This is a genomic window from Lysobacter sp. FW306-1B-D06B (genome assembly GCF_038446665.1).
GTDB lineage: Bacteria > Pseudomonadota > Gammaproteobacteria > Xanthomonadales > Xanthomonadaceae > Lysobacter_J.
The window spans coordinates 1,158,743-1,176,062 of record NZ_CP151802.1 but is presented as its reverse complement, the minus strand read 5'-3'; the positions used below and the strand labels follow the sequence as shown (position 1 = coordinate 1,176,062).

16 protein-coding genes are annotated in these 17,320 nt (G+C 66.6%); 6 read left to right on the top strand and 10 right to left on the bottom strand.

Annotated features, from left to right (window positions below; genetic code table 11):
• Positions 1-8 precede the first annotated feature (8 nt).
• Genes AAFF32_RS05340 through AAFF32_RS05330 form a run of 3 tightly spaced genes read right to left on the bottom strand, consistent with a single transcriptional unit; the run spans position 9 to position 2,589 of the window.
• A complete protein-coding gene (locus AAFF32_RS05340) occupies positions 9-1,382 on the bottom strand; it encodes an aspartate aminotransferase family protein (RefSeq protein ID WP_342316729.1) in 1,374 nt (457 codons plus the stop codon).
• An 11-nt stretch (positions 1,383-1,393) separates the two neighbouring features.
• The gene (locus tag AAFF32_RS05335) at positions 1,394-1,813 is read right to left on the bottom strand and encodes a VOC family protein (protein WP_342316728.1); all 420 of its coding nucleotides are present in this window, start codon (positions 1,811-1,813) and stop codon (positions 1,394-1,396) included.
• A complete protein-coding gene (locus AAFF32_RS05330; RefSeq protein WP_216961529.1) occupies positions 1,810-2,589 on the bottom strand; it encodes an iron-containing redox enzyme family protein in 780 nt (259 codons plus the stop codon). Before AAFF32_RS05330 ends, AAFF32_RS05335 begins: the two co-directional genes overlap by 4 nt.
• Before the next feature lie 316 nt (positions 2,590-2,905).
• Here AAFF32_RS05330 and AAFF32_RS05325 point away from each other — a divergent pair, with 316 nt between their 5' ends.
• Entirely contained in the window at positions 2,906-3,739 is an 834-nt protein-coding gene (locus AAFF32_RS05325) for a hypothetical protein (protein ID WP_342316727.1), read from the top strand.
• A gap of 39 nt (positions 3,740-3,778) precedes the next feature.
• On the opposite strand, the gene AAFF32_RS05320 is transcribed toward AAFF32_RS05325, so the two are convergent.
• Positions 3,779-5,836, bottom strand: a complete 2,058-nt coding sequence (locus AAFF32_RS05320) for a M13 family metallopeptidase (RefSeq protein WP_342316726.1) — start codon at positions 5,834-5,836, stop codon at positions 3,779-3,781.
• Positions 5,837-6,081: 245 nt separating this feature from the next.
• Here AAFF32_RS05320 and AAFF32_RS05315 point away from each other — a divergent pair, with 245 nt between their 5' ends.
• Together AAFF32_RS05315 and AAFF32_RS05310 are read left to right on the top strand one after the other, a co-directional pair.
• A complete protein-coding gene (locus AAFF32_RS05315; protein ID WP_216961539.1) occupies positions 6,082-6,555 on the top strand; it encodes a MarR family winged helix-turn-helix transcriptional regulator in 474 nt (157 codons plus the stop codon).
• Positions 6,556-6,598: 43 nt separating this feature from the next.
• Entirely contained in the window at positions 6,599-7,573 is a 975-nt protein-coding gene (locus tag AAFF32_RS05310; RefSeq protein ID WP_342316725.1) for a nitrilase-related carbon-nitrogen hydrolase, read from the top strand.
• A 45-nt stretch (positions 7,574-7,618) separates the two neighbouring features.
• On the opposite strand, the gene AAFF32_RS05305 is transcribed toward AAFF32_RS05310, so the two are convergent.
• The 4 genes from AAFF32_RS05305 to AAFF32_RS05290 form a co-directional block, all read right to left on the bottom strand.
• Positions 7,619-9,157 carry a M20/M25/M40 family metallo-hydrolase gene (locus AAFF32_RS05305; protein ID WP_342316724.1) on the bottom strand — a complete coding sequence of 513 codons (1,539 nt, stop codon included), beginning with the start codon at positions 9,155-9,157 and terminating at the stop codon, positions 7,619-7,621.
• Between the two features lie 150 nt (positions 9,158-9,307).
• Positions 9,308-9,583 (bottom strand): hypothetical protein, encoded by a 276-nt coding sequence (locus AAFF32_RS05300; RefSeq protein ID WP_342316723.1) that lies wholly within the window; start codon positions 9,581-9,583, stop codon positions 9,308-9,310.
• Positions 9,584-9,681: 98 nt separating this feature from the next.
• Entirely contained in the window at positions 9,682-10,188 is a 507-nt protein-coding gene (gene msrA / locus AAFF32_RS05295) for a peptide-methionine (S)-S-oxide reductase MsrA (RefSeq protein ID WP_342316722.1), read from the bottom strand.
• A 67-nt stretch (positions 10,189-10,255) separates the two neighbouring features.
• Positions 10,256-10,696, bottom strand: a complete 441-nt coding sequence (locus tag AAFF32_RS05290; protein ID WP_216961552.1) for an Ohr family peroxiredoxin — start codon at positions 10,694-10,696, stop codon at positions 10,256-10,258.
• A gap of 293 nt (positions 10,697-10,989) precedes the next feature.
• On the opposite strand from AAFF32_RS05290, the gene AAFF32_RS05285 reads away from it, so the two are divergent.
• The gene (locus tag AAFF32_RS05285; RefSeq protein ID WP_342316721.1) at positions 10,990-11,442 is read left to right on the top strand and encodes a MarR family transcriptional regulator; all 453 of its coding nucleotides are present in this window, start codon (positions 10,990-10,992) and stop codon (positions 11,440-11,442) included.
• A 229-nt stretch (positions 11,443-11,671) separates the two neighbouring features.
• On the opposite strand, the gene AAFF32_RS05280 is transcribed toward AAFF32_RS05285, so the two are convergent.
• Entirely contained in the window at positions 11,672-13,201 is a 1,530-nt protein-coding gene (locus tag AAFF32_RS05280) for an alpha/beta fold hydrolase (protein ID WP_342316720.1), read from the bottom strand.
• 158 nt (positions 13,202-13,359) lie between these two features.
• On the bottom strand, positions 13,360-14,280 hold the full coding sequence (locus AAFF32_RS05275) for a phosphatase PAP2 family protein (RefSeq protein ID WP_342316719.1): 921 nt from the start codon (positions 14,278-14,280) through the stop codon (positions 13,360-13,362).
• 574 nt (positions 14,281-14,854) lie between these two features.
• On the opposite strand from AAFF32_RS05275, the gene AAFF32_RS05270 reads away from it, so the two are divergent.
• A complete protein-coding gene (locus tag AAFF32_RS05270) occupies positions 14,855-15,658 on the top strand; it encodes an SDR family oxidoreductase (RefSeq protein ID WP_342316718.1) in 804 nt (267 codons plus the stop codon).
• A gap of 101 nt (positions 15,659-15,759) precedes the next feature.
• Positions 15,760-17,307 (top strand): arylsulfatase, encoded by a 1,548-nt coding sequence (locus tag AAFF32_RS05265; protein WP_342316717.1) that lies wholly within the window; start codon positions 15,760-15,762, stop codon positions 17,305-17,307.
• Positions 17,308-17,320: the final 13 nt, after the last annotated feature.

Here is a 17,320-nt window from a genome sequence, read left to right as displayed (position 1 = left end):
CGCGACCGTTAACCGATGTAGTGGCGGTCGGCGATGTGCAGCGCTTCGTCGATGATCGCCAGGCCCGCGCGAAGGTCGGCCTCGTCGATGTTCAGCGGCGGCACGACGTGCAGGCGGTTGCCCATGACGAGCGGCCACAAGCCCAGGCGTTTGCATTCACCGGCGAATTCGGCCATCGGCGCATACGCCGCGCCCGACGCATTGAAGGGCACAAGCGCTTCGCGCGTGGCGCGGTCGCGCACCAGTTCCACCGCCCAGAAGGCACCGAGCCCGCGCACGTCGCCGACCGACGGGTGACGATCCTGCATCGCGCGCAGGGCCGGGCCGATGATCGTCTCGCCCAGCGCGCGGGCGCGCCCGATCAGGCTCTCTTCCCGGTAGATGCCGATGCATGCCACCGCGGCGGCGCACGCCAGCGGATGGCCGGCGTACGTCAGCCCGCCGGGATACGCGCGCTTGGCGAAGCTGGCGGCGATCGAATCGCGCAGGATCACGCCGCCCAGTGGCACGTAGCCGCAGTTCACACCCTTGGCGAACGTGATCAGGTCCGGCACCACGTTCCAGCGATCGATCGCGAACCACTCGCCGCAGCGGCCGAAGCCCGACATCACTTCGTCGGCGATCATCACGATGCCGTGTTCGTCGCACAGATCGCGCACGCCTTGCAGGTAGCCGTCAGGTGGCACGAGGATGCCGTTCCCGCCCACGACGCTTTCGAGCAGGATCGCGGCGATGGTCTGCGGCCCTTCGACCTGGATCGTGTTGGCCAGATGGGCGAGCGCGCGTTCGCCTTCCTCTCGCGCGTCCGAGGCGTGGAACGCAGAACGGTACGGATACGGCCCCCAGAATCGCGCAAAGCCCGGCGCGCCCGGTTCGGAGGGCCAGCGCCGCGGATCGCCCGACGCCGTGAGCGCAGCGGCCGTCGCGCCGTGGTAGCTACGATATGCGGTGAGCACCTTGTGCCGCCCGGTGTGCAGGCGTGCCATGCGGACGGCGTTCTCCACGGCCTCCGCGCCGCCGTTGGTGAAGAACACACGGTTGAGATCAGCGGGCGCCGCTTCTGCGATCAGCCGCGCGGCTTCGCTGGTCGCGGGGTTGGCGTGGTACGGCGCGATCGTGCACAAGGTCTGCGCCTGCGCCTGGATGGCCGCGACCAGCCTGGGATGCTGGTGGCCGACGTTGACGTTGACGAGCTGGCTGGAGAAATCGAGCCAGCGTCGTCCGGTCTCGTCCCAGAAGTACGCGCCCTGCGCACCGGCGACCATGGTGGGCGCGGGCATCTCGATGGCCGACCAGGAGTGCAGCACATGCGCGCCATCGTCGCGCCGCGCGGCCGACACCGCGAACGCATCACCGTCGGCGGGGATACGGGCCTCACGCATGGTGGCTTCCTCTAAGGGATGAAGGTCTGCTCGGGATCGTCGAACGACTTGAACTCTAGCGCATTGCCCGACGGATCGAAGAGAAACATTGTCACGTGCTGACCGGGCTTTCCCTTGAGGCGCAGATGCGGTTCTTCCTGGAATTCGACGCCGGTCTCCCTCAGGCGTATGGCCAGTGTCTCCCACTGCTCGCGATCGAGGTTCATGCCGAAGTGCGGCACCGGCACGGCCTCGCCGTCGAAGCGACTCTCGTGCAGTGCGCCACCGTCGGGCGCGATGTGCGCGACCAGATGATGGCCGAAGAAATCGAAGTCCTGGTACATCACGTCGGTGCGCCCTTGCGGGCAGCCGATCACCTCGCCATAGAATCGGCGCGCTTCATCCAGATCGCGCACCGGGAAGGCCAGGTGGAACTGGGTGATGCGGCTCACGAGGCGGCCCTCTGCGGCGGAACGCAGGCGTCGAAGATGTTCTGCCAGAACTGGTTCCAGGCGGTGATGCTGCGCTCGTAACCCTGCGCGAGATCGGGAAGCGCGCCGGGCTCGTCCTGGATGTAGCGGTCGATCGCCGCACGCGTGAGCTCGCCGTGGACGATGTCCTCCTCGCCGGTGTGGATCGTCCAGAACTCCCAGTCGATGCGGTCGGCGTTGTCGCGCATGTACGGATGCTCACGCAGATGCTCGAACATCACCGACAGGTAGGTCTGACACAGGCATTCGCCGCCCATGCCGCGCAGGCCCACGCCGAAGGCGGGATCGCGACGCCACAATTCATCGGTAAGGGTGCCGAGGATCTCGCGGTTCGCGCTCAGGCCGCGCTCCAGGCGTTGTGGCGCCACGCCGATGCTGGCGAGGAAGCGGTCGTAGATCTCCGGATGCGCACGTGCCGCGTCGCCTTCGCCGAGTTCTTCCGACAGGATCTGGCTCAGCAGGCTGCGCAAACCGCCGAACGGAAGCTTGGCGAGCAGCAGCGCGAGGTCGCTGATGTATTCGATGGTGAAGAATCGATACTGCGTGCAGAACTCGCGCAGCGCTTCCACGGGAAGGTGCTCAAGCGCCTTCATCTTCTGCGCCGCCAACGCTTCGGTCGCCTCCTTGGCCGCGTCGGCGAACTGCCAGAACGTGCGCCTGTCCCATTCGCCCGCATGCATCGCGACGGCGGAGAACGAAGGGGCGACGCGAGGGTTCAGGCTTCTTTCCAATGACATGCATCCGGTCCTGTTGAGGCCGACATGCGACGACAATGCATGCGGCGTGAGAGGGACGAACCACGAAATTCGGCTGGAGCATACTCTGCGGGAACGATGGCAAAGTTCACTCTCCCTTGACCATGAAGTCTCGTTTCTCCCGGAATTTCAGCCACTTCGCTGACGCTCATCACGTTTGCGAAGACGCGCTTCACGCCTGTGCGCATTCATGTTGTCGCGAGAACAGCGACGATTCATCTTCCTTTACGGACGACGTGCGAGGCTCGCATCAAGGATCGCCGCGCATGTGCGATCGCCGCTGGAGAACGTTCGCTCGATGCAGGCCACGCATGCCATCGGCGACGCAGGCGTGAACCTGCTGTGGACCGGAGGATGGGATTCCACGTTTCGACTGCTCCAGCTGCTGCTGGTGCATCGCGTGCCGATCGTTCCCTACTATCTGGAAGATCCAACGCGGGCGTCGACCGGTGTCGAGCTAGAGACGATGGCGCGCATCGCCGCGGTCCTGCACGAGACATACCCGCATACGCGCGATCTGTTGCATCCGTTGCGCCGGGCCGCGGTGACCGACATCGTCGTGGAAGCGGACATCGCCGAGGCCCTGCACGATATCCGCAGGCGCTCCTTCATCGGCAGCCAGTACGCGTGGCTCCCGGCGTTCTGCAGGCACCATGGCCTGACCGGCATGGAGCTGGGCGTGCATGTGGACGACAAAGTGCAGGCGCTGGTGCGCGCATTCGCGGTGGAGTTCGACCATCCTGCCGGCTTCCGCAGCGTTCGCGTCGATCCGGCGCGCGCGGATTCGGTCGAGTACACGCTGTTCGGCTGCTTCAGCTTTCCGCTGTTCCGCGTCGACAAGCGGGAGATCGAACATCAGGCGCGCGCCGGTGGATGGACCGGAATCATGGAAATGACGTGGTTCTGCCACACGCCGGTGCGCGGCCGGCCCTGCGGCATATGCGCGCCGTGCGTGTACACGATCGAGGAGGGACTGGCGCGTCGCGTGCCGTGGCCGCGACGCGTGCTGTCGTTCTTCTACCGGCGGCTTGCGCTGCCGCTGAAGGCACCCGCGCGACGACTTCGCGCAACGCTGCGCAGTGCCCGCGCACGACGGAGCCGCCCACCCACGCCGGGGTTCGGCGGCACCTGAAGCGCGACGCGACGGACTACGCCGCGCCGCGCGGCTGCATCACCAGATGCGAACGCGCTGCTCCGGCGGCAGGTAGAGCGCATCGCCCGGCTTCACGTCGAAGGCCTGGTACCACGGATCGAAGTTGCGCACGGGGCCGTTCGCGCGGTACATGCCGGGCGAATGCGGGTTGGTCTTGACCTGGTTCAGCAGCGCTTCGTCGCGGTACTTGCCCTTCCAGATCTGGCCGAACGCGAGGAAGAAGCGCTGGTCGCCGGTGAGGCCGTCGATCACCGGCGCGGGCTTGCCGTGCAGGCTGAGGCGGTACGCGGTGTAGGCCATCGAAATGCCGCCGAGGTCGCCGATGTTCTCGCCCATCGTCAGCGCACCATTCACGCACTGGCCCTGCAGCGGGCAGTAGCTGTCGTACTGCGCGCCCAGCGCCTTGGTGCGCTCGTCGAAGCGGGCGCGGTCGGCGTCGGTCCACCAGTTGCGCTGCACGCCATCGGCATCGGACTTGCTGCCCTGGTCGTCGAAGCCGTGGCCCATTTCATGGCCGATCACCGCGCCGATGCCGCCGTAGTTCACGGCCGGGTCGGCGTTCACGTCGAAGAACGGCGGCTGCAGGATCGCTGCGGGGAAGACGATCTCGTTGAAGGTGGAGTTGTAGTACGCGTTGACCGTCTGCGGCGTCATGCGCCACTCGTCGCGATCGGTCTTCTGGCCGACGCGGCGGTTCTCGTCGGCGCGGTCGAAGCGGCGCATCGCGATCACGTTGGCAACCAGATCGCCCGGCACGATGCTGACGCTGGAGTAGTCGGTCCACTTCTCCGGATAGCCGATCTTCGGGCGGAACGTGGACAGCTTGCGGTAGGCCTCGGCCTTGGTGGCCTCGCCCATCCAGTCCAGGTTCTGGATGTTCTGGCGCAGCGCGGCGCGCAGGTTCTCGACCAACTGGTCCATCGCGGCCTTGGATTCGGGCTGGAAGTAGCGCGCGACATACAGCTCGCCCACTGCATCGCCGAGACCGTCCTTCGCGCCGACCATCGCCACCGCACGCTTCCAGTCGTCCTTCTGCGCCTTCTGTCCGGCCAGCACCTTGCCGTTGAACTGGAACGAAGCGTCGTCGATCGCGCGGCTGAGCAGTTCGGCGTTGCCGTCGATGGCGTGGAACGTTAGGTAGTCGCGCCAGACCGGCAGCGGCGTGGCGGCGATCACGTCGAGCACCGGCTGCACGGCATCAGGCGTGACGACATTGACGCGGTCGGGCTGCGGCATTTCCTGCGCCTTCAGGTGCGCCGCCCAGTCGTAGGACGGGAACTGCTGCTGCAACTGCGCGAAGGTGGAAACGTTGTAGGTCTTGTCGCGGTCGCGGCGCTTGGCGCGCTCCCACTGCGGCTTGGCCAGCGCGGTTTCCAGTGCGAGCACTTTCTCCGCGCGCGCCTTGCCGTCCTTGACGCCGGCGAAGCCGAGCATGCGCTGGATGTGTTCGAGGTAAGCGCTGCGGATGGTGACGAAGCGCGCGTCCGGATTGACGTAGTAATCCTTGTCCGGCAGGCCCAGGCCGCCAACATTGAGACTGACCAGATGCTGGTCGGGGTTCTTGCGGTCCAGATCCACGCCCAGGCGGATGGGCGAGGCGCTCGCGTCGAGGTCGCTGTTGGCGAAGGCCGCGACGAGATCCGCCTTCGAATCGATCGCGGCGATGCGCTTGAGCACGGGCTTCAGCGGGGCGATGCCCGCGGCGTCGCGTGAGGTGCGATCCATGTAGCTGGCGTAGTAGTCGCGCACCTTCTGGCCGTTGCTGCCCGGCGCGAGATCGTTGCGCTTGCGCAGGTCTTCGATCAGGCCGTGCACCTGCTCCTCGGCGCGGTCGCGCAGCTGGTTGAAGGAGCCGTAGGAGGTCTCGTAATCCTTGAGCTCGTACGTCTTCAACCAGGTTCCACTGACATAACTGTTGAAGTCGTCACCGGGCTTCACCGTGAGGTCGCGCGCGCTCAGGTCGACGCCGAAATCGCCGAGCTGGGCTTTGCCCGCCGGACTGCCCGCGGCAAGGGAAGCGGTGGAGGCCAGGCCCAGCGCGATGGCGAGGCTCAGGCTCAGATGCGAAGACTTCATGGAGAGGTTCCGGCTGACAGGAAGGTCCCGAGGCTAGCGGCCACGCGGCGGGCGGTCGAGTGGCATTCGTCCGTGCAGGCACGGACGGGCCGGAGCTCGCGCGTGATGGACCGCTTCGGCAAAGCCTGCGGCGCACGCCCCGGGAGCGCCCTTCCCCGCCATTCAGGCGCGTTCGGCTTGCCGTTCGTCGGTCGGTGCCACCCTCGGCGTTGACACCATGGTGCATATACACCATAGTCCGACCCATGAAGACGAAGCCCAACCCTAAAGCGGAAGCACTGGCCGGCCTGGTCAATGAAGTCACCGGCGGTTGCCTGATGACGCGCACGCGCCGCATCTCGCGCGTCATCACCAACCTGTTCGATCAGGAGTTGCGGCCCTTCGGCTTGAATGCCTCGCAGTTCTCGCTGCTGGTGCTCATCGCGCGCATGGACGGCGCCAGCCGCGCCGAGATCGGTCGCGCCAACCATCAGGAACGCTCCACTTCCACCCGCAACCTGCAGCTCGTGCTCGATCAGGGCTGGGCCGACGAGCTCGTCCCCGACAAGGGACGCAGCCGCCCCATCGTGATCTCCCCGGCCGGACGCGAGCTTCTGGCCCAGGCCATGCCCGCATGGCGTGCCGCGCAGGCCAAGGCCAAGCGTCTTCTGGGCCAGCACGGTGCCGCCGCCATCGTGGATCTCGCCTCCGGCCTGCCAGCGGAAACGCTGGCCGGCTGATCCGCTCTCAATGTTGCATATACACCACATAGGAACCAACCCCATGTCGATCGTCAAAGCCGCCGCCGTCCAGATCAGTCCCGTGCTCTACAGCCGCGCGGGCACTGTCGAGAAGGTCGTCAACAAGATCCGCGAACTGGGCCGCCTCGGCGTGCAGTTCGCGACCTTCCCCGAGACCATCATTCCATACTACCCGTATTTTTCCTTCGTGCAGTCGCCGTTTCAGATGGGCAAGGAACACCAGCGCCTGCTGGAGCAGTCAGTCACCGTGCCTTCGGCCGATACCGATGCGATCGCCGCCGCTGCACGCGAGGCGAAGATGGTCGTGTCCATCGGCGTGAACGAGCGCGACGGCCACACGATCTACAACACCCAGCTGTTGTTCGATGCCGACGGCACGATCGTGCAGCGCCGTCGCAAGATGACGCCGACGTACCACGAGCGCATGGTATGGGGCCAGGGCGATGCTTCGGAGCTGCGCGCGGTGGACACCGCGGTCGGCCGCATCGGCCAGCTTGCATGCTGGGAGCACTATCTTCCGCTGGCGCGCTACGCGCTGATCGCCGATGGCGAGCAGATCCACTCGGCGATGTACCCGGGATCGTTCGCCGGGCCGCTGTTCGCGGAGCAGACCGAGATCAACATCCGCCAGCACGCGCTGGAATCGGCGGCCTTCGTCGTCAATGCCACGGCATGGCTCGATCCGGAGCAGCAGGCGCAGATCGTCCGGGACACCGGCGCCCCCATCGGCCCCATCTCCGGCGGCTCCTTCACCGCGATCGTCGATCCGGAAGGCCGACTGATGGGCGAGCCGCTCACCTCGGGCGAAGGCCACGTGATCGCCGATCTGGATTTCTCCCTGATCAGCGCGCGCAAACGACTCATGGACGCGCGTGGGCATTACAGCCGGCCGGAGCTGCTCAGCCTCATGATCGATCGCACGCCGGCCTCGCACGTGCACGACCGCAGCGTGCGCACCGACAATGGCAATGAGGGCAGGACGATCGAACTGCTGTGAACGCGATGCGCGCGGCCGCAGCCACGCGCATCGGACTCCGATCGGCTACTTTGCCGCCGCCGCGCTTCCTGTCGAGCTCCCCAGCTCGTACAGGTAGTCCACGTAGGACATCACCGCGCCGTCGAAGCCCTGCACTTTCGGATTGCTGGACTCGATGAGGAAGAACTCGTCCGGCGCATGTGCGCCGCCGCCGTGCCCCAGGCCGAAATGGCCCGCCGGAAGCGACAGCGGCGGCTGCGTGAACACGAAGCCCGGATACGAACCTGCCAGGCGCGGCCACATCAGCGGCTCCACACCGTTGCGTCGCAGCACGGCGACCTGCGCCTGGATCAGGCGCGAGTCGGCGTCGGTCGAAGTCGGGTCGTAGCCGCCGCTGACGTTCACCGCGATGTCGCCGTAGCCGCGCTTGGCCAGATGCGCCTTCAGCGCTGCGACGGCGCCGTCTCGCGTCATCGGCGGGACCAGGCGCATGTCGATCTTCGCCACCGCGCGATGCGGCAGCACGGTCTTGCCGCCCACGCCCGTGTAGCCGCCGACCAGGCCCTGGATGTTGACCGTCGGCTGCGAGACGAGGCGCTCGTTCGCCTTCTCCCACGACAGATCGTCGATCCAGTGCGGCACGCCCAGCGATTTGCGCGCCGTAGCCTCATCGCGTGCGCCGGTCGAGCGGGCGATCATCGCGCGGTCTTGCGCGCTCAGCGGTGCGGGCTTGGGGAAACCGTCGATCGTCACGGTGTTGCCGTCTTCCGAGACCAGCGTGTCCAGCGCCTTCACTAGCCGCCAGGCCGGACTGTCCACCATCGCCTTCAGCGAGGAATGCACATCCTTCGACGGCCCGCGCCCCCAGGCCTTGCCGTCGGCCACCAGCTCCAGTTCGACCACGCCCTTGGCGCCGAGGTTGACGGTCACCGCGCCGGCGGGATCCTGCAACCCCATCGGCATGAACACGCCGATGCTTTTCTTCAGTGCGGCCTGGATGTCGGGACGCAGGACCAGCTTGCCGATGTTGGGCGAGCCGATCTCCTCCTCGCCCTCGGCCACGAGCACGAGGTTGACGGGCATCGTCTGCTTCGCATCACGGATCGCGTGCAGTGCCGTCAGGAAGGCCATCTCGGGCCCCTTCTGGTTGGTCGCGCCGCGACCGACGACGGCCTTGCCCAGCCCGGGCTTGTCGATCAGTCGCGCTTCGAGCGGCGGCGAGGTCCATTCGGCCGGGTCGTACTGCTTCACGTCGTACATGTAATACACGCCGACGGTGGTCGGCGCGCCGGCGTCGAGCGTGGCGAACACGCCCGGCTTGCCGCCGGTGTCGACAACCTCGACATGCTGGAAGCCGGCTTCGCGCGCAAGCCGGGCCATGTACTCGGCCCCTTGTGCGGGGTTGCGGTCCTCGGCGGCGATGGACGGCAGCGCGATCCACTCCTGCAGCGCCTTCACCGCCGTGTCATGGCGCTGGGCCACCTGGGCCTTGATCGCATCGCGATCCGGCGGAGCCGCGTGCGCGGTCATCGCCATGCACGCGGCGAGCGTGGCCAATCCAAGTGCGCGCACGCGCGCACGACGTCCCAAACCCGTTGCTGCCATGCATCGCTCCCAGCGGTGGTCGTGAGGCGAGTCTAGCCGAGCCGGCCGGAGCGCCGGCGTGCCCGCGCTCACGTCGTCGCGGGCGATCGCAGGATGGCCTGGCGCGCACCCGTCACGCGTACGGATGCGTATGCGAAAACGCGGCGGCGATTACAGCGCGCAGCCGTCCGCGTCGCCGAACGATGCCAGCGTCTGGCCATGCACTTCGACAAGGCGGTCCAGGCGGATCGTTTCGCCGGAGTCCATCGACAGGAACTCCTCGCCTTGGCGGGCGTAAACGTCGGTGATCACCCCATCGCCGCGCCGCATCGTGCCCGCATCATCGAGATACGCGATGCGGGTGAGCCGGCGCGCGGTGGCGAGGTCTTCCAGCAGGTCATGGAACTCGCAGTTGATCGGTCGATAGGACTGGTAGGTGGCGTTCATGGCAATCACCGGGTGATGGCATGCCGCCGGCGTGGGCCGGCGCGCATGCGATTTGGAGGGGCGTGCCGCGCGATGCGGCACGCGTGTGCGGGTGGTGGTCAGCCGCGCTGCGGCAGCGTCCAGTCCGGGCGGATGAAATGGCAGGTATAGCCTTCCGGATACCGCTCCAGGTAGTCCTGATGCTCCGGCTCGGCTTCCCAGAAGGGGCCCGCGGGGGCGACTTCCGTGACGACCTTGCCCGGCCACAGGCCGGATGCGTCCACGTCGGCGATGGTGTCCAGCGCGATGCGCTTCTGCTCGTCGTCCTGGTAGAAGATCGCCGAGCGGTAGCTGGTCCCGATGTCGTTGCCCTGCCGGTTTCGCGTGGTCGGATCGTGGATCTGGAAGAAGAACTCCAGGATCCTGCGGTAGCTGATCGTGGCCGGATCGAAGGTGATCTCGATCGCCTCGGCGTGGGTGCCGTGGTTGCGGTAGGTGGCATTGGGGACATCACCGCCGCTGTAGCCCACGCGCGTGGCGACGATGCCCGGGATGCGGCGCAGCAGATCCTGCATGCCCCAGAAGCAGCCACCGGCGAGCAATGCGGTTTGGGTGTGGGCGGTCATGGGGTTTCCTCTGGTCTCTTCCTGGAAGGTGGCCGGCTGGCGCATGGCCAGCCGGCCACGGGTGCAGTTACGAAGTGGTGACGTTCACGGCGACATCAATATTGCCGTGGACCGCCTTGGAGTACGGGCAGATCTGATGCGCCGCGTGGGCGATCTTCTCGGCTACGTCCTGGGCCACGCCCGGCATGCGCACATCGAAACGGGCGGCCAGCTGCCAGGCCGCGCCGGACTGGCCGAGGACGACCTCGATGTCCACCGAGAGGTCGGCCGGCAAGCTCACGCGCTTCTGCGCGGCCACCAGCCCTACCGCCGTGATGTAGCAGGCCGACCACGCGCCGGCGAACAACTGCTCGGCCGTCGGGTGCGGCGCGACGTCGGTGAAGGCCAGCGCCTGGCCGTCGACAGCGGTGAGTTCCAGGTTCACGCTGCCATGGTCGGCAGCGGACGGCGGCGGGTTGACGGTGGTGTGCGTCTTGCCGGTGAAGAGGATTTTGTCGATGGCGTTCATGAGCGTGTACCGTGTCTGGCGGGGGAGGTTGTTTTACATCGCATGCGATTGAATCGTTTGCGATGGCGCGCACTCTAGACGCGCCCCTGGCGATTGCCAAGGGTCGCGGCAGGGGTGGTTCAAGTTTCATTCATCGCTTGCGCTTAGATCGCACGCGATTTATTACGATATGCTCCCTGACTGGGCTTGAGCGGGCATCGCAGGCTGAACCGGGCACTATTGACCGGATTCACATCGCTCCCGATTCCATCGCAAGCGATATAATCATCCCGTCAGCCGCTCCGGAGCCCTCCATGAAATCGAAAGCCGATGCGCCCGACCGCAAACTGTCGGACTTCCTGTGCTTTGCGGTCTATTCGGCCAACCTCGCCTTCGGCAAGGTGTACCGGCCGGTCCTCGACGAACTGGGCCTGACCTACACCCAGTACGTCACCCTCGTCGCGCTGTGGGAAGAGGATGACCTGACCGTCAGCCGCCTCGGCGAGAAGCTCTTCCTGGAATCCAACACGCTTACGCCCATCCTCAAGAAGCTCGAAGGCATGGGCTATGTGGAGCGTGCGCGCGATCCGGCGGACGAGCGTCAGGTCCGTGTGCGCGTGACCCGGAACGGTCGCCGCCTGCGCGAGCGCGCCGTGATCGATCTGGGCGATGCCTGCGGCCTGAGCACCAAGGATTTCGCCAGATTGCAGAAGGAGATCGTCACGCTGCGCAACAGCCTCCTCGACGCGGTGGACCGCACGGAGTAAGGCCCGCCGCTCTCGCCCATCGCAATCGTTGCGGTGGGTCGGAGCGACTGCGCACCTCTGTCACTCATACGTTCTACGCCGCGCGATCCCTCGCCGCAACCGCCATTCGTCGGTGTGTTGCGCGCCTCGCGCAAGGCGGATTCGACCGCATTGCATCGCGTGATGCAGCGATGCCGCGAAGTCGTGATGACGCCGCATGCATCGCACGCGCGCACGCTCCCAGCCCGCTTCAGCCCTTCGGCAGCTTCGCGGCAATGCGCGCGAGCATGTACGAATGGAACGGGTTGAAGCCAAGCCTGACCAGGCTGTCCTGCGAGACCATCAACGCATTGCGTTCGCCGCGTACCGCTATGGCGCCCAGCTGCAGGCCACCGCGCCCCGACGATATGTTTCCGTAGAGGGGATCGTCCTGCGGGAATGGCAATGCGACGTGTGAGAGCGAGTACACGTCGGCGGGATAGCGCATGCCGATGGGTTCGGCGACGATCGCCTCCGCGTTGGCCGGACGCGAGCGCGCCAGAACGTTCGCATCGCTGTCGGAGGTGGCGCCGACGATGGTCACCGCGTACCGGCGCGGCGACTGCAGTACATCGCGTGACCAGTCGCTGGCGGCGCTGCGCAGGATCGGCGCGATGACGCGGCTGCGATTCACGTCGAACAGCACCAGCTCGCTGCCATTGGACGGCAGCGCTTCGAACAGCCGCGTCATCACGGCGCGCGCCGATACGGTGTCGTCCACGACGGACTGGAAAGCGAGGATCGGCGGAAGCTGGTTCATCCGCTGCTTCGCGGCAACCTGCGTGAGCGTCGCCTGGAGATCGGAAGTGACCAGGTAGGATTCACGCGCCGCACGCACCGGGAACGAGTTGTACTTGAATGCGTTGAACTCGGGCATCAGGTCCAACCACGCCGACTTGGCCCAGCGACCGAACAGCGCCGGCAGCCCCGCCAGCCCGGCATAGCGCGCGAAGCGGTTCACCTCGATCATCGGCGAGAGCAGCACGATGCGCTGCACGCCTGCCGATTCTCCGCGTTCCAGCCGCCTCAGCACGTGCGTGAGCGCCAGTGCACCTCCGTTGGAGTACCCGACCAGATGGACCGGCAGCTTCCCCGCCGTGCGCCGCTGCGCTTCGCCCATCGCCATGTCTACGGCCGCGTACCACTCCTTGCGGCCCTGGCGCGTCAACCCGGCGGGCACGGTGCCGTGCCCCGGCATGCGCGGCACGAGGGCGACGAAGCCGTGCTCGCGGTACAGCTCGGCCAGGCTGAGCATGCTGTACGGCGAGTCCGTGAGGCCGTGCAGCAGCACGGCGACGCCGCGTGGCGCCCCACGGGGTTCCAGTACGAACGAGCGGTTCCAGTCGCGCTCGAAGCGCAATGGCGACACGATGCTCGCGTCGTAGTAGCGGTTGAGCGGCGTGCGGTCGCCCGGCTCCATCTTCTTTTCGAGCTTGCCGTGCAATTTCGCGTACATCGCGTCTTCCGCACGGACGTAGGCTCGCCAGTCGCCGTGGGCGACGGTGTCGGCGCTGGGTTCCTCCGGCACGATCGTCTGCCATGGACGCAACGGCGGTCCCTGCGTCGACAGATACGCGCGCACGCACACCAGCACGAGCAGCACAAACGCGATGAACCAGACGGCCTTGCGCAGCAGCGTCCACAGGCCGCTGAAGGATTGCCGCACGAGGCTGCGCAGCGGGCGATGGGGCCCGTGTCGCTCCTCGTCGCCGTGCGCTTCGTCTTCCGGCGTGATTGCCATGCACAGCCCCCGCTCCGACGGATGCGCAGGCATGGTGCACGCGACCGGCGGCCGGTATCAACTTCGAAGGTGCGCCCTGCCCTTCTTGTCGCAGGCCGGGCCCGGGCGTATCGCCGCGGCCCGGCCTGCGGCCCGGGCTGGACCCGGGCCGTGTTGCGTTACAGCACGCCGTCGATGCGCTGCGCGAGCGCGGTGGCTTCGGCGTCGCAGTCCACGTCGGGCCGGGCGCCACTGGCGCGCAGCTGTGCGATCTCCGTTGCCGCGGACGCCATGTCCGCCCGGAAGTCGGCATTGGCGTGCAGCGCGGCAACCGTCGAAGACGCCGTCGTGCGTCCTTCGAGGATGTCGCTCTGCCAGTGCGCATTGCAGACCAGGCGGCTCTCGCCGAACGAGCGGCCGCGCGCCAGCAGTGCGTCGGCGCGCTCGGGCGCCAGTTCGGTGAGGATCAACGCCCAGGCCCAGCCGATGGACGTATGCCCGGACGGGTACGAACCGTCTTTGCGCAGCGCGGCTTCGTCCTCGGGTCGGCACGTTCCCTCCTTGTAGTGCACGAAGGGACGGATGCGCTTGTACTGGTTCTTCGCACCGTACGTCGCAAGCGCCGCATCGGTCAGCGTCCGCCGCAGCAGTTGGTACAGATACGGCGACTGTTGCTGCGTCACCGGCACGCCCAGTGCGCAGGAGAACACCGAGGCCACGTGCGGAAAGGCGAGGTCGGCATCGGACGCGGCCAGTGTGTAGCGCGGCGTATCGCGCAGCTTCTGCGAAGCGCGGCTCACCGCCTGGTCGTTGCGGAACGCCGCCGAACCTTCCGCCGGCGGCGGTGGCAGCAGCTTCAAGCTGTCGGGCAAGTTGCGGCCGAGGTAACCGGCGAGCACGCCCGGATGGATCTCGGGAACGGTGGGTGGAACCGCCGGGCGGGCATCGGCGCCCGGTGTCGCCCTGGCATCGACGGACGGCGCGGCCGTCGGCGACGACGCGCATGCGCCCGCCAGCACCGCAGCGAGCGCAATCCACCCACGCATCGCCGGACGAATCGCGCAGCGCGTGGAATCCATCGAACGTGGGGCGATAGGCATGGCGAGTCTCCGCGAGGCGTGTGGCCGCCGTGGATTGTCACGGCGGATCGGTGGCGAGCGTAACCGCCCATCGGTGCGGCCCGCGTCGCGGTAGAACATTTCACCCAGTCATAACGTCGACGAAGCGGTCTCCCCCTCCCGCACCCGGGACGCCGCATGCCCTGCTCAATTGTTGCGCGTGGGACAACACCGGATGTCCGCGCCCAGGCCTTCCGCCTCCTGCACGCGACGCCCTATCGTCGCCCTCAAGGTCGAATCGATGCTCCATCCGATCGACCGCGATCTTGCGCACCCTGCGGTGTGGAAGATGTTCCTATGCTTCTTGTCCGCCGTAACGAAGAGGACGGATGTCAGTTCGTCGAGGCGGCTGTAACGGGCGTGCACTTTCCATCCGTTCGTGCACGGGACAACCCCACGTCGGCGCGGCGTCCCCGCGGAATCCGATCAGCTACACGACGAGACGGCGGACAAGAAGCACTCCATTGTTTCCACCCCACGCGGGCCATCGTTCCATCGGGTCGAGCTGCCGCTGCGACGATCCGCGATGACGCGCTCCTGATCGGGAGTCCGAACCATGAAGGTTGTAGTTGCAGGCGGAAGTGGCCTGGTGGGATCCAGGCTGGTCACGCGACTGAGCCAGCTCGGCCACGACGTCGTCGCCGCCTCGCGGCGCACGGGCGTGGACACCGTCACGGGACACGGACTCGACGACGCACTCAACGGTGCGCACACCGTGATCGACGTGACGAACGCGCCTTCGTTCGAAGACCCGGAGGTCACCGAGTTCTTCCGCCGATCCACTGAGAACCTGCTCGCGGCGGGCGCGCGCGCGCGCGTTTCGCATCACATCGCGCTGTCGGTGGTCGGCACGCAACGCCTGCAGGGCAGCGCGTACTTCCGCGCGAAACAAGTCCAGGAGCGTCTGGTCGGCAACGCCACGGTGCCGCACACGCTGGTGCGCGCGACGCAGTTCTTCGAGTTCATGGCCACTATCATCCCGCCGGGCAGCGGCAAGGACATCGTCCACCTCTCGCCGGGTACGGTGCAGCCGGTGGCGGCCGACGACGTGGCCGCCCGCCTCGCGGAACTGGTGTCCGCGCCTGCGTCGCATGCGGTGCTGGAGATCGCCGGGCCCGACACATTCCACCTCAACGAACTCGTGCAGTGGGTCATGTACAGCTACCAGGACGACCGGCCCGTCGTTGCCGATCCCGCTGCCGGTTACTACGGCGCGATCCTCGACGACCACACCCTCACGCCGGGCCCCGATGCGGTCATCGCGCAGACGCACTTTCGCGAGTGGCTCGAAGGCTACCTGTCCGGCGGAATCGAGATCCCGCACGTGCACCATCCCAGCCCGATCGCAGGCGTGCGTTAACGGCGCCTCGGCGCGGATTTCACGGTGGCGACACGTCCGGGGTGAAGAATCCATGAACCGCTCGGTCACTCGAGCCGGGCGGCGCACCTCGGGAGATCCTCATGGCACAGAAGAAGGCCGCCCCCAAGGGCGCACGCGGCACGCCCCCTGCAGCCTCAGGCAAGCCGAACATCCTGGTCATCTTCGGCGATGACATCGGCATCCCGCAGATCAGCGCCTACACGCGCGGCCTGATGGGCTACCAGACACCGAACATCGACCGCACCGCCAACGAAGGCGCGCTGTTCACCGACTCTTACGGCCAGCAGAGCTGCACCGCAGGACGCGCGTCCTTCATCCTCGGGCAGGAACCCTTCCGCACCGGCCTTCTCACCATCGGCATGCCCGGCGATCCGCACGGCATCACCGACTGGATGCCGACGATCGCCGATGCACTGAAGACGCAGGGCTACGCCACCGGCCAGTTCGGCAAGAACCACCTCGGCGATCAGGACCAGCACCTCCCGACGAATCACGGATTCGACGAGTTCTTCGGCAATCTCTATCACCTCAACGCCGAGGAAGAACCCGAAGGCTACTTCTATCCCAAGGACCCGAACTTCAAGAAGAAGTACGGTCCGCGCGGCGTGATCCACTCCTACGGCGGCGGCAAGATCGAGGACACCGGGCCGCTCAACATCAAGCGCATGCCGACGGTGGATGAAGAGTTCCTGGAGGCGGCGGAGAAATTCATCAAGAAGAGCGCCAAGGCCAAGCAGCCGTTCTTTGTGTGGTTCAACACCACGCGCATGCACGTATTCACTCACCTGAAGAAGGACTCGGTGGGCAAGACGGGCAAGGGCCTGCACGCCGACGGCATGGTCGAACACGACGGCCATGTCGGGCAGTTGCTCGATCTGCTGGACGAACTGGGCCTGGACGACAACACCATCGTCGTCTACACCACCGACAACGGCGCCGAGATCGCGCTGTGGCCCGACGGCGCCATGACGATGTTCCGCGGCGAGAAGGGCTCGACCTGGGAAGGCGGCTTCCGCATTCCGATGGCGATCCGCTGGCCGGGCACGATCAAGCCCGGCACGGTCTACAACGATCCGATCTCGCTGATCGACATGTTCCCCACGCTGTGCGCGGCCGCCGGTGTTCCCGACATCAAGGAACAGCTGGCGAAGGGCGCCACGCTCAACAAGAAGAAGTTCAAGGTCAAGCTCGACGGCTTCAACTTCATGCCCTACTTCCAGGGCAAGGAGAAGAAGGGACCGCGCGATGCCATCTTCTACTTCGACCAGGGCGGCAACCTCAACGCGCTGCGTTTCCAGGACTGGAAGCTCAGTTTCGCCAGCCAGCACGGCAACATCGCCACTGGCACGCGCGCCGTGACCAACTGGGCCATGATCACCAACCTGCGCATGGACCCCTATGAACGCGGGCTGGAGGATGGCGGCGGTGCGATCGATTTCCTCGCGCGCCAGATGTGGCTGATCGTGCCGGTGATGGGCGCCATCAAGGCGTTCTTCTCCGACTTCATGGATTACCCGTACCAGGCCGGCAGTTCGCTCAACGCCGGCAGCATCAACTACGGGTTGCTGAAGCAGACCGACGCACTCAAGCGGCTCAAGCAGCTGGAATCGCTGCACCCGAGCAGTTGAGACATCGCGGCGC

Bases quoted from the DNA above. Each gene is read 5' to 3' on its own strand.
- AAFF32_RS05340 (WP_342316729.1), bottom strand. From the start codon at position 1,382: ATGCGTGAGGCCCGTATCCCCGCCGACGGTGATGCGTTCGCGGTGTCG.
- AAFF32_RS05270 (WP_342316718.1), top strand. From the start codon at position 14,855: ATGAAGGTTGTAGTTGCAGGCGGAAGTGGCCTGGTGGGATCCAGGCTG.
- AAFF32_RS05310 (WP_342316725.1), top strand. From the start codon at position 6,599: ATGTCGATCGTCAAAGCCGCCGCCGTCCAGATCAGTCCCGTGCTCTAC.
- AAFF32_RS05320 (WP_342316726.1), bottom strand. From the start codon at position 5,836: ATGAAGTCTTCGCATCTGAGCCTGAGCCTCGCCATCGCGCTGGGCCTG.
- AAFF32_RS05275 (WP_342316719.1), bottom strand. From the start codon at position 14,280: ATGCCTATCGCCCCACGTTCGATGGATTCCACGCGCTGCGCGATTCGT.
- AAFF32_RS05300 (WP_342316723.1), bottom strand. From the start codon at position 9,583: ATGAACGCCACCTACCAGTCCTATCGACCGATCAACTGCGAGTTCCAT.
- msrA (WP_342316722.1), bottom strand. From the start codon at position 10,188: ATGACCGCCCACACCCAAACCGCATTGCTCGCCGGTGGCTGCTTCTGG.
- AAFF32_RS05330 (WP_216961529.1), bottom strand. From the start codon at position 2,589: ATGTCATTGGAAAGAAGCCTGAACCCTCGCGTCGCCCCTTCGTTCTCC.
- AAFF32_RS05315 (WP_216961539.1), top strand. From the start codon at position 6,082: ATGAAGACGAAGCCCAACCCTAAAGCGGAAGCACTGGCCGGCCTGGTC.
- AAFF32_RS05280 (WP_342316720.1), bottom strand. From the start codon at position 13,201: ATGGCAATCACGCCGGAAGACGAAGCGCACGGCGACGAGGAGCGACAC.
- AAFF32_RS05265 (WP_342316717.1), top strand. From the start codon at position 15,760: ATGGCACAGAAGAAGGCCGCCCCCAAGGGCGCACGCGGCACGCCCCCT.
- AAFF32_RS05285 (WP_342316721.1), top strand. From the start codon at position 10,990: ATGAAATCGAAAGCCGATGCGCCCGACCGCAAACTGTCGGACTTCCTG.
- AAFF32_RS05290 (WP_216961552.1), bottom strand. From the start codon at position 10,696: ATGAACGCCATCGACAAAATCCTCTTCACCGGCAAGACGCACACCACC.
- AAFF32_RS05305 (WP_342316724.1), bottom strand. From the start codon at position 9,157: ATGGCAGCAACGGGTTTGGGACGTCGTGCGCGCGTGCGCGCACTTGGA.
- AAFF32_RS05325 (WP_342316727.1), top strand. From the start codon at position 2,906: ATGCAGGCCACGCATGCCATCGGCGACGCAGGCGTGAACCTGCTGTGG.